Here is a 13159-nt window from a genome sequence, read left to right on the forward strand (position 1 = left end):
AACCTGACATTGACAGGTGCTGTGCACGCTGTCAGGTCTTTTGGATCATCAAAATGTATGGCAACAGGTTAAAACAATTCGTCAAAAAACTGCTTCATTCGCTCCCAAGACTGCTCATCAACATCGGCGTTGTAGGCGAGAGGGAGATCAAACTCCTGGCCAAGGCTGTCTGCTGCGGGATTGGTGTAGGCATGAGTAGCACCATCATAACTAACAAACTCATAAGAGGTACCTAATTCGTCGTAAGCAGATGTAAGGTTTTCGATATCCTCTTCAGAAACCATGGGATCGTCGGCGCCGTTGAGGATCAGGATTTCCGTGTCAATCTCTTCTTCCGGCATTATGGGGAGTTGAAGTCCGGCATGAAATGCTACGATTCCATCCAGGTCGGCACCGGAGTGGGCCATTGCCAGAATTACACTTCCTCCAAAGCAGTAACCGATAGCCCCGATCTGCTCTCCGTTTACCATCGAGTGGTTACGGAGTGTTTCCATTGCAGCGGTGAAACGTTCATTGGCATTCTCAAAATTTCCCATCACTTCACCGGAGAACTGCATAGCATCTTCAGGGTGATCAGCCATTCGTCCATCACCGTACATATCGACAGCCAGGGCCACATAGCCCAGTTCGGCTAATTTTTCAGCACTGTTACGAGCGTGCTCATCATGTCCCCACCATTCGTGGACGACCAGAATTCCGGGACGCTCTCCCTCCAAATTGTCATCATAGGCGATATATCCGTTCATCGTCAGATCGCCGGCGCTGTAACTCACTTCTTCACCAACTACTGCAGGACTATCATCCATCTCCATCTTTTCTGACTGAGATTGTGATTCGGGCTGTCCACAAGCTGCCAGCATTAATATTGATCCAAATAAAAAAAGGTATTTCAAAGATTTCATAACTGTCGGGTTGGTTGAAATTGAAATGTCGTACTCTTAACCGTGCTTTCAGGTTAAAAAATTCCACTGTTATGACAGTAGGTGATTTATGGTGTTCGGTGTACGGTATATACAATTCGATGTAAACTTTTCATTTACGTTAATAATCGAGAGCAAACCCCTGATATTTGAGCTAAACAGTTTTGCAATTTCAATTCAAGAATGTCTACACAAGCTGTTTCATTTATCACTTCCTATATGAGATCTATAGCTGTAAGTGTATGGGGGAGAATAAATTTATTTATCTGATGTAAACCTAAAAATTTCATTGGGATGCTGTATAAGTTTTCAGGTTAGCTCTACCTGAATTTCCAAAAAAGTGAAACCGGAAGGTGTCTGAACCGTAGAGTGGAGTGAATTACAACCTACAATCGGATAGATAAAAGATGGAGTTTACAGCTACAAAAAAGTTCACAATTTTACTATGTCTTTTTTGCATCCTGACCTGTGCACAGGCCGGATTTGCTTATGATAATGATAAGGTTTTGAAAATAGCTCAGGAATTAGAAGAACAGTCGGATAGTATTAAAATCAAGAAGCCGGCTGAATACCAACTGCAGGCTCATCGTGTAGAACCCGGTGCTGTTTCAATTGATGGTTACCTTGAAGAATCCATTTGGGAATCTGCACGCGTTGCCACAAACTTTACCCAACACACACCAGATACCGGAGAACCGGCCAGCCAGAAAACGGAAGTTCGGTTTCTCTATGATGATGATTACCTCTATATCGGGGCTCGAATGTACGATCAAAATCCGGACGAGATTGCGGCGACACTTTTTCGTCGGGACGGAAACGAGTATAGTGACTGGTTTTTAGTTGGTATTGACAGCTATAATGACAACCGAACAGCGTTTGTGTTTGGGGTAAACCCGAGGGGAGTTCGTAAGGACTACCTGATTTATAATGATAATCAGGATGATATGAGCTGGGATGCTGTCTGGGAAGCTTCGGCATCTATTGATGACGATGGGTGGACTGCTGAACTCAGGATCCCGCTTTCCCAGCTGCGCTACAATGGTGAGGTTGGCAAGATGAAAAGTTGGGGGCTCAACTTCTCTCGTGCAATTGCCCGAAACGGTGAAGAATCTTTTTGGGCACCAACACTACCGGACGACTCCGGAATTGTATCAAACTTTGGAAGAGTTACTAACCTGCGAGAACTGCCCGAAAAAAATCGTTTAGAAGTACTGCCATATCTTTCCGGTCAGCTCGATCGATCGCCGGGAGATCATCAAAATCCATTTTACAAACAGCATGACCCTTCCTTTAATCTGGGCGGAGATATCAAGTACGGTTTGAGTTCGAATATGACGCTGACAGCAACGGTGAATCCAGATTTTGCACAGGTGGAAGTAGATCCGGCCGTGGTAAACCTTTCAGCTTTTGAGACTTTTTATCCGGAGCGCCGGCCATTTTTTCTTGAGGGTTCGGAAATCTTCAGTTTTGGGTTTAGCAGTAATATTGATCTTGGTGATACACCCCGTCTTTTCTACTCAAGAAGAATCGGGCGTGCACCACAGGGACCTGTGCCAGGCGATCCCCAATTTATCGATCGTCCATCTCAAACCCCCATAGCCGGGGCGATAAAGCTGAGTGGAAAAACGTCCGATGGATGGTCACTTGGATTACTAAACGCATTGACTTTGGAGCAGAGTGCAAGCTACAGCGCAGAGGGAGATGATATTCAGAACGTGAGTGTTGAACCACTCAGTAACTACACTGTAGGAAGGCTGCAGCGCGATTTTCGGGAAGGTCACACCGTAGTAGGACTAATGGCGAATAGTCTCTACCGTGACCTGTCGATACCCAGTCTTGAATCTACTCTGACAGATCAGGCATTTAGCGGCGGACTTGATTTTGAACACTCCTGGCAGGATAGAAAATATCGATTCAACGGCCGGTTTGCGGGAAGTCATGTAAGCGGTGATCCTGAGGTAATCAACCGGTTACAGCGATCGAGCGCTCGCTATTTTCAGCGTCCTGATGCTGGTCATCTGAATCTTGATCCGGATCTGACCAGCCTCCAAGGGCTTTATGGAGACGTGATGTTTACTTCTCAAACCCGCCATTGGATGAGTCAGTTTCGTGCATATCAGATCACGCCCGGATTTGAGGTGAATGACATGGGATTTCAGTCGGCCGCCGATCGCCGGGCTATGACGGGAATGCTGATTCATATGCAACCCAGTCCAATTGGGATCCTTCGGAATTTCAATGTCTGGGCAGCCACTGCCAATAGCTGGAATACAGACGGTGACTATGTGATGAATTTGCACGGAACAGGTGGAAGTTTCCGATTTCAGAATTTCTGGAGCTTGAATTATGAACTACTTGGAGGCGTGCGCTCTCTTGATGATCGTCTGACAAGAGGAGGTCCGCTTGCTCAAAGTCCATCTTCCATCCGGTTGAATATGAATGTAAGTACTGATTCCAGAAAAGATTTCAGAACAACTGTACAGTTCAACCAGGTGAGATCAGAATTGGGTGACTGGTCACAACATTTCGGACTAACATTACGATATCGGCCCCATCCTGCAGCCTCGATTTCACTTGTGCCTTCACTGTCCAGAAACTTTAATAAAACACAGTATATAGCAGCGATTTCTGACCCAAATGCCACAGCTACCTTTGGAAATCGATATGTTTTCGCTGAACTGGAGCAAACCACGCTGGCTACAGCTATCCGTCTGGAGTGGACGTTCACGCCTGATATCAGCCTGCAGATGTTTGCCCAGCCGTTTGTATCGGTTGGATCGTTCGACCGGTTTAAGCAGCTCGAACGCCCGAAGAGCATGGATTATTCCGTATATGGAGAAGATATCGGAACGGTCAGTTATGATGATGTGTCCCGACGATATGAAATCGACCCGGATGGAAGCGGCGATGCAACGTTTGATTTTGGGAATCCGGACTTTAATTTCCGGTCCCTTCGTGGAAATGCCGTGGTTCGATGGGAGTTTCGACCGGGATCTACAATCTTCTTTGTATGGCAGCAAAACCGTACCAGTCGTGAATCAATTGGTAGCCTGAATATGGGGCATGATTATGGAGAGTTGTTCCGCACTCCTGCGGATCACACCTTTATGGTGAAATTCTCGTATTGGCTGGGGTATTAAATTAAAAAAGCGATCCTCGTCTGCCCGAATTCCGGCGTGCATTTCGCCGGTTCGTGCGACGAGTTTTCCAGGTTGCAGGCCAAAAGCCGGAGGTTTCCTTTCCTTGTCCAGAGCTCCGCTTCGGCGGTGATAAAACTGCAGCTCCGCAGCATATGTATATCTTCAACATCAATTTGAATTGTGATGGTGAATAGACGATCTGTTGACACCGCCTCAACAAGCCCTGAATACCAAACCAATCCCTCTGTTCGGCGGATTGTTGGTGATTACCTAAGAACCCATCCATGAATGGATGGGCTAGGATGTGTGTCATGGCTACGCCATTGAATTACTCATTGGTTATCATTCACAAATCGGTCGTTCGTCGTTTATTACCCCGTCGGCATGCTGCTTTTGCAGGCTGACGGGTTTTTCCAGGCTACAGATCGCAGGCCGCAAATCACAAATCGGCGTTCGTGATTCGTTATTCGCAGTTCAAAAAAGCTGTGCAATGGGTCGCCTGACGAGTGGAATGTATTTTTCCTCGTCCGGGAGCTCTGCTCCGGCGGTGATAAAACTGCAGCTCCGCTACATAAAACGTCTTAACCAGATTTCGAACGGGACCGCCTCAACAATCCCTTAATTCCAAACCAATCCCTTTATTCGGCGGATTATTGGGGGTTACCTGAGAACCCATCAATGAATTGATGGGCTAGGATGTGTGTCATAGCTACGCCATTGAATTACTAACTGGGTATCATTCGTAAACCTTACACCTTACACCTTATGCCGTAAACCGAATATCATTCGCATCTCGACGCAGACAGGATCCATCAGCCGATGGAACGCTGTCAGGTCGCATGGATTCCCACTAATTTTCAGGTACCTGATATACCATTGAATTGATATTCATTCCGGCACCGACGGAGGCGAAGATGATGGTATCACCGGGGTTTATGCTGTGGCCGTCCAGTTGTTTGCGGAGGATTAAATCGAGCAGGGTAGGTACGGTGGCCACGCTTGTGTTGCCGAGTTTGGAGATGGTCATCGGCATGATATCATTTGGCATCTCTTGCTTATCATAGAGCTTAAAGAGACGTTGGAGTATTGCTTCATCCATCTTCTCATTGGCCTGGTGAATCAGAACTTTATTGACATCCTTCAGATCGAGTCCCGCTTTTTCGATCGACTTTTTGACGAGTCCCGGAACGTTCGATAAGGCGTATTGGTAGAGTTTTCGACCATCCATTTTCAGGTAGAGAGTGTCATCGGCGCTCTCATCATAAGAACGATCCATATTCAGATAGTGAACCTGAGTTTCTGTATCTGTACGTGCGGCATGGGATAGGATGCCTGAATCAGTTCCGGAGTTGTCCGCTTGTAAAACGGTAGCACCGGCACCATCGGCATAAATCATGCTGTCGCGATCGTGGGGATCACAAACCCGCGAGAGGGTTTCAGTACCAATTACCAAAGCCGAGGTAGCATCTCCGCTACGAATAAAATAATTAGCCTGAATCATTCCCTGAAGCCAGCCGGGACAACCAAACGGCAGGTCATATGCCACACAGTATGGATTTTTGATTCCCAGGTGATATTTTACTTTTGAGGCCAGGCTCGGAACCATATCCACTCTGCGGTTCTCAGCACGAACATCTCCAAAATTGTGGGCAACGATAATATAGTCGAGATTTTCACGGTCCAGTCCGGACATATCAAGCGCCTTTTCAGAGGCTTTTGCGCCCATATCGGAGGCAAGCATGTTGGCGTCGGCAAAACGGCGTTCCTCTATTCCCGTAATTTCCCGGAATTTTTCAATTGTCTCCTCATTCGATTTCTCAAATGGTGTTCCGTTTTTCTCCAGAAAGGTGTTTTTTAAAAAATTGCTATTGGGAACAACTCTGTTAGGAATGTAAGATCCGGTTCCTGTGATGACTGTTCGGATTTGAGGGGCCATAAGAGTAACGTTTTGAGCTTTATTTGAGCCTAATTGGAGATATACGAAAAATGCTATTGAATGTCGAGTTGTTCAAGCTTCAAGTTTAAAGCCACAGGCTGCCATCGTATACCTGTCGGCATGTTGTAGTTGCAAGCTGACGGGGTTTTCCAGGCTACTAGTCGCAAGCTTCACTTCGTAATTCGGTGTTCGAAATTCACAAATCGGAGTTCAAACCACAATTGCAGAACGGGTCGCCTGACCCGTTGGATTGACTGCACCTCTCTTTGCATTGTTTGGGAACTCCCCCCTTATTCCTCTCTTCATTTCGTTTTTAGAGAGGGGAGACGATGTTGCAAAGATCTTATGTCAAACAAACTCCTTGTCTCTTTTGTCTTGATACAAAAGAGACATAAAAAATCAAGGCTGTGAGAAATTGACAGCGTGTTCTGTTCGAATGAGTCACAAATTCATGGCTTGTCTAATTGATACTTCGCATCTCTGCTTATTGGAGGCTGGTGAATTTGTGATTTTCTCATTCTTACATTCACACTTGTTTCTGTCAATTTCTCAAGGCCGTTTTTACTCTGTCTGCAAGCGTAAGGCTAATAGATTTAGTAAGTCAATTCGTAAATCGTCGTTCGAAATTCGGAGTTCAAATCACAATTGCTAAACGGGTCGCCTGACCCGTTGGATTGACTGCGCCTCTCTTTGCATTGTTTGGGAACTCACCCCTTGTTCCCCTCTCTCTTTACTCTGTTCTCAGAGAGGGGCGATGTAAACTCTGATTTTCGTATGGTAATAAATCTTGGAGGAAGTGGGATATCTGATAAGATATAATCAAAATTTTGAGGGGCATCGCCTCAACATTATTATGATCGCTGAACCAGACTATCTTTTCGTCGATTGTTTTTTTGGATCCTCATTACCCCGAGTTGAAACCCGGGGCTAATCACATTTTGCACCGCTTGGGCAGGTACTTTTTCCCTTCTATATGCTGCATTTGCTGGTTTATCACATTGCAAGTTCTCAGTGCCTCGATGCAGTTAATTAGGGAACTTGTCGACAACGAGGTTTCAGTCTTTAAGTCGCAAATCGTCGTTCGTGATTCGTTATTCGAAGTTCAAATCACCAATTTGCAATGATCTTATATCAATCAATTCGCTCTCTCTATTTGTAAGTACCAGTATATGATTCTCTCTCATCTTATTATTTCGGGAGAAGAATTGACAAAAACCTGACCTTTAAAATGATATCGAGTACTGATTTGGGTTAAGGGAGAGACTATTCGAGTCATAATATTAGATATAATTAATCATTCACACCTCTCAATTTACATTTCTTATAGTATATTTATGTACTACTTGTGTTTGGGTGTGTTGAATAAGTGAGAGAGAAAAAAAGATATAATTGATAAACACGATGTAGCAATTTTAATAAGGAGAGAATCAAAATCATGAGAAAGTCAGGATACTTTATATTCTTCGCATTTCTTTTAATGGCTTTCAGTTGTGAATCCTACCAGGGAGAATTTGATGAATCTGTGCCCGATCTACACACGTTAACAACGAATGTTTTACCTGAAGAAGGGGGCACTATTTTGCCATCGGGAGGTGAGTTTTTAGCCGGAGAAAGCAGACAGATTGTGGCACGTCCGGCAGATGGATATGTGTTTGACGAGTGGACAGGCGACCTTTCCGGAGATTCGAATCCACATACTATTCAGTTTAATTCAAACAAATCAGTTACGGCACAGTTTTCACTGAGGGATTATGATCTCAATTTAGAGATTGTTGGAAATGGTGCCGTCAGCGAAACTGTCGTTGAACGCTCTACATCAGTTACCGTCAGGCTCGAAGCTGAAGCCGAGGAGGAGTGGTTTTTTGATCGTTGGGAGGGAGATCTGACCGGAAGCAGCAGTCCGGAGACCATCACCATAGAAGAGAACGAGGAGAAGAGTGTGAGAGCCGTTTTCGAACAAATTCCACCGGAAGAGTATACTGTTAAAATCAATACGCAAGGTTCCGGTACGGTTGAAAAAGATCCGGACAAGGAAATCTACATAGAAGGTGATGAAATTACCCTAACAGCAAAGGCAGCAAATGGCTGGAGATTCAGTGAGTGGCGAGGAGATTTATCCGGCAGCTCGAATCCTGTAAAGATTATTGCAGATGAGGATAAAGAGATTACGGCTGTATTTGAGCGGAGCAGATTGGATGAATATTCCGTAACCATCAGCACGGAAGGCTCGGGAACAGTTGAGAAAGATCCGGACAAGAATGTCTATACGGAAGGAGAAGAGATCACTATGACTGCGAAACCGGCTGTAGGGTGGACATTCAGCGAGTGGAAGGGTGATCTGTCTGGAAGTACAAATCCGGCTTCAATTGTTGTTGATGATGATATGCAGATTACAGCTGTTTTTGATGAGATTATACAGAATGAATATACCCTAACTGTCAGTACAGAAGGCTCCGGATCTGTTAACATAGATCCGGATAAGGAGGACTATTCAGAGGGAGAAGAGGTCACCTTAACTGCGAATGCGGATCCCGGATGGACATTCAGCGAGTGGAGGGAAGATCTGTCCGGCAGTTCGAATCCGGAGACAATTACTGTGGATGAGGACAAACAGATTACAGCTCTTTTTGATGAGGAACCCGATTTTGGGATTTCTGTACAGGAAGTGAAATTTTACATCAGGGAGATGAGTCTTGAAGGGGCCCGTAGAACCGATGATTATAAAACCAAGGATTTTATACTGAATGTGCCTATCGATGGATCCCCTTTTGTGATTACACATGTTAACATTCCCTACGGATTTTATGAAGAACTCGAACTTGACATCAAAAAGCCCGATAGTAAAGCTGATATAGATGATTCTGATTTCAGAGATGGGTCCGGCAGCTATTCAGTGGTTGTTAAGGGGGTGTTTAATGGTGTCGACTTTACATATCGATCATCGGAAGATTTTGATATTGAAGTAGAGCTCAGTCCGCATCTTGAAATTAAGAGTGGTCAGACTGAGATCATCGCCTTAACGCTTGATTTTGATGGGTGGTTTATGAAAAGTGATGGCGGATTTCTTGATCCCAACGACTCCGGGGATAGGAAGCAAATCGAAAAAAATATTGAAGATTCCTTCAGTGATTTTGAGGATGGATTTTAGGGAACTCACCTTTCCGACCAAAGTCGTCGAGAGAGGCTGGTGAGTTTTTCTTTTCGTCTACCTGTTGCTCACATTTCCGCTGATTTCTCATGACCAAGTTTACAGAATTCAGTTAGGCAGAAATTCTAAACTAGTACAGTCTATGCCTTTTATTTAATTACCAAAATACGATTGGTGATTTGAATTTTAAACTACTGAATTTGTAAATGGTCAAACCTCGTAGAGGTGAAACACGAATAGCCACAGGTGAAGTGAAACGAAACCTGGGGTTTAGGAAGCACAATAATTTACCCGCTGAATAGAGGGATTTGTTTGGATTTTAAAGCTGTATTGATGTGGTTTAACACTGATTATGGAATGTAATATTTCATCAACAAAATTGTGGATTGATGATTTATTGAATGGCGGATTAGATATAAACGCATTCTGTGGGTCAACGCCTCTACGTTTTCCGGAGCTCTGAACTTTTCTCTCTGTTCGGCGATATTATTATCGCATTGCTATATCCCCGGGGCTAATTACATTTTGCCCCGTTAGGGCTGGGGTCGTGAATCACGGTAGGCCCACGCAACCGTCGCCTCCAGTTTGATCTGCGAACGGAATCATTAATTGTCCCGGAGGGATAACATGTTGGTAGCCCCAAGCGCCAGCTTGGGGTGTGAGTGAGTGAGAATTCAAAATCACCCGCCGAATTGAGGGATTGTGTTGGAGTGACGAATTGAATAGAGGCGGTTCAACTCAGATTATGGAATGAAATATTTCGTCAACAAAATTGTGGATTTATGATTTGTTGAATGGCGGATTAGGTATAAACGCATGCTGAGGGTCATCGCCTCTACGTTTTCCGGAGCTCTGAACATTTCTCTCTGTTCGGCGATATTATTATCGCATTGCTATATCCCCGGGTTCCGCTACGCTATACCCGGGGCTAATCACATTTTGCCCCTCCGGGGCAGGGGTGTATGTATACTTGGTAGCTGCTATAGTTGCAGAATAACGGTTTATTCGAGGTCATAGTTTTCAAGCTTCAAATCGAAGTTCTGTGATTTAAAATTCATTATTCTGAGTTCAAATCCCCTCTGTTTAATGAGACGCATGCTCAATGATTCTCAAATCACATAAAGCTCCGTAGGAGCGAAACGATGGTAGCCCCAAGCGTCAGCTTGGGGTTGTGAGTGACACAACAGAATTTTCCGCCGAACAGAGGGGTTCGTCTGGAGTATAAATCAGAAAAGAGGCGGTTTAACCCAGGTTGTGGAGTGAAATATACCGGCATAAAATTGTGGATTCGTGATTTTTTGTAGGACTGATTGGATATAAACAGATTCTGAGAATCATCGCCTCAATGTAATCCGGAGTTCTGGAGCAATCTCTCTGTTCGGCGGGGATGGGATTTCACTCAGGGCTAATTACATTCTACCCCTTTGGGGTAGGGGATTCCGTCTGCATGCTATATTTGCAGATTGATTGGTTAACATCAAGCCGCAAGGTACTGGTGGCAGGCTTTCTGTTGTTTGTGGGTGACGGTGGAGGCTGGTGAGTTTTTCTTTTCGTCTTCTGACAGCTCACTTATCCCTTCGATTAATCAAGGCCAGATTTTATCAGTGTTAGAATGGATCAGATATTGTGGAATAACAAAACCGCACACCTCATTCCTTATCGCGTAAACCGTATAACGTACGCCGTTCAAACCCATATACTGTAAAGATTTGACGTGTGTGAAACGCTGATAGGGAATATCCCAAAAATATCACTCCTTCAGTTTATCGGGCAATACGATGCCGAGACGTCCGGCGCGTTCACGCCACTTTTGGCGGGCTAGTTTCTGCATATCTTCTATGGTATCGATCTCGTCCACAATCTCCATACCGAGCAATGTCTCCACAGCGTCTTCCATGGTCACCACACCCGAAAATCCGCCGTACTCATCCACGGCAACGGCAATATGCTCCTGTTTTTCGAGCAGTCTCTCAAACAGCTCCTTGAGCGAAGCGGTCTCGGGAACAATCATCACATCGCGGCGGATATCCTTTAGTTTTTTGTCGCCATTTCCTTCCGAGAGATTGTAATAAAGATCGTTCTTTAGAATATAGCCGGTAATATCCTCTTCGTTATCGCCATAGACTGGAATTCTAGAAACGTGTAACTGCTCTTTCTTTTCCAGGGTTTCGTTGATGGTCAGATTCTCGCGAAACTTGATGACCACAATACGCGGCGTCATTACATCCCGCACTTTCAGTGATCGGAACTTAATCAGGTTTTTGAAGATCTTTGATTCACCCTCCTCAAATACTCCCTCCTCGAAACCGAGTTCGGCCATGGCACTAAATTCCTCACGACTTACGGTCGGTTCATTATCATTCCGGGAGAGCATCCGGGTAATGCCCATTGAAAGGAGTACCAGCGGGTAGGTCACATAGATCAAACCTTTGGTGGTGTAAGCGGAAAAACCGGAGAGCTCCTTCCAATAGGTTGCGCCGAGCGTTTTTGGGATGATCTCTGAAAAGATCAGAATGGCGAGAGTCAGAATGGCGGATGTGATACTCACGTATGCATTGCCAAAAACAACCTGTGCCTGGGCACCCACGCCGGCCGCACCGACGGTATGGGCAATGGTGTTGAGACTTAAAATAGCCGAGAGGGGTCGGTCGATATTGGTTTTGAGATCCTTGAGGATTCCACCTACGCGTGGATTTTTCTTCTGAAGAACTGTTACGAACGATGAGTTCATGGAGAGCAGCACCGCCTCCAGAATAGAACATAAAAAAGAGACTCCAATTGCCAGAGCCAGATAAAAAATCAGTAACGTCATAAATAGTAGTTGATATAAAATGGTCGCGGTACACGAAACGAATGCTAAGATACGAGAAATGATAACAAATCTCTTAAAGTGGTTTTTTACAGTTTAGAATGTACAATTAGACAGGGCAGTACACAGAATTTCTTAAAACATATATCGCATATTGAAAATCACATATCAGCATGAATATCGAATTTCAGAAGGATAAACTACGATTTGAATTATGAACTACTGAATATGCAAATGGCCAAACCTCGTAGAGGTGAAACACGAATAGCCCCAGGTGAAGTGAAACGAAACCTGGGGTTTGGGAAGCCCATTAATTTACCCGCCGAATAGAGGGATTGGTGTGGAGTATAAAACTGTATTGAGGCGGTTCAACTCAGTTTATGGAATGAATTGGCTCAAAGATGAGGAATGATGATTTATTATGTGACAGATTAGATATAAACACATTTTGAGGATCATCGCCTCAATTTTATTCGGAGCTCTGAACTTTTCTCTTTGTTCGGCGATATTATTATCGTATTGCTATATCCCCGGGTTCCGCTACACTATACCCGGGGCTAATCACATTTTGCCCCGTTGGGGAAGGGGTAGTGAATCACGGTAGGCCCACGCTACCGTCGCCTCCAGTCTGATCTGCGAACGAATCATTAATTGACCCGGAGGGACAGCATGTTGGTAGCCCCAAGCGTCAGCTTGGGGTTATGAATAGCACAACAGAATTTCCGCCGAACAGATGGATTTGTTTGGAATATAGAACAGTATTGAGGCGGTTCAACTCAGGTTATGGAATGAATTGGCTCAAAGATGAGGAATGATGATTTATTGAGTGACAGATTAGATATAAACACATTTTGAGGATCATCGCCTCAATTTTATTCGGAGCTCTGAACTTTTCTCTTTGTTCGGCGATTGTTTTTGTCATCCACGTTACCCCGGGTTGAAACCCGGGGCTAATTATATTTTGCCCCGTTGGGGCAGTGGATGACCGGATGCATGCTGACGGGTTCATTCCAAGCCTCAAGCTGCAGGCCTAAGGCAGCCGATCACAAATTGGTGATTCATAGTTCAATCAAAAGCTGTGCAACGGGTTGCAGATCCGTCGATTATTAGACTCACTCCTAGCCCCCTCTCTGTTCTCTTCCTTTCACAAAGAGAGGTAAGGAACTAAATAGGTATGGGGAGTACACCAACCCTGTTGGGGTGGAA

The 13159-nt window shown here is 44.8% G+C and carries 5 protein-coding genes; 2 read left to right on the top strand and 3 right to left on the bottom strand.

Going from position 1 to position 13159, the window contains the following annotated elements:
* Positions 1 to 68 precede the first annotated feature (68 nt).
* Positions 69 to 902, bottom strand: coding sequence for a dienelactone hydrolase family protein (locus CWD77_RS00555; protein WP_101071245.1), 834 nt, complete (start codon positions 900 to 902; stop codon positions 69 to 71).
* Between the two features lie 425 nt (positions 903 to 1327).
* Between CWD77_RS00555 and CWD77_RS00560 the strand changes: the two genes are divergently transcribed.
* The gene (locus CWD77_RS00560) at positions 1328 to 4060 is read left to right on the top strand and encodes a DUF5916 domain-containing protein (RefSeq protein WP_101071246.1); all 2733 of its coding nucleotides are present in this window, start codon (positions 1328 to 1330) and stop codon (positions 4058 to 4060) included.
* Between the two features lie 850 nt (positions 4061 to 4910).
* Here the strand turns inward: CWD77_RS00560 and CWD77_RS00565 are convergent.
* A complete protein-coding gene (locus CWD77_RS00565; RefSeq protein ID WP_101071247.1) occupies positions 4911 to 5996 on the bottom strand; it encodes a 3-oxoacyl-ACP synthase III family protein in 1086 nt (361 codons plus the stop codon).
* 1435 nt (positions 5997 to 7431) lie between these two features.
* Between CWD77_RS00565 and CWD77_RS00570 the strand changes: the two genes are divergently transcribed.
* Positions 7432 to 9144 carry an InlB B-repeat-containing protein gene (locus tag CWD77_RS00570; RefSeq protein ID WP_101071248.1) on the top strand — a complete coding sequence of 571 codons (1713 nt, stop codon included), beginning with the start codon at positions 7432 to 7434 and terminating at the stop codon, positions 9142 to 9144.
* Positions 9145 to 10894: 1750 nt separating this feature from the next.
* Here CWD77_RS00570 and CWD77_RS00575 read toward each other — a convergent pair.
* Positions 10895 to 11956, bottom strand: a complete 1062-nt coding sequence (locus tag CWD77_RS00575; protein WP_101071249.1) for a CNNM domain-containing protein — start codon at positions 11954 to 11956, stop codon at positions 10895 to 10897.
* Positions 11957 to 13159: the final 1203 nt, after the last annotated feature.

Origin of the sequence: Rhodohalobacter barkolensis (assembly GCF_002834295.1) — a bacterium.
In the GTDB taxonomy this organism is placed as follows: Bacteria; Bacteroidota; Rhodothermia; order Balneolales; family Balneolaceae; genus Rhodohalobacter; species Rhodohalobacter barkolensis.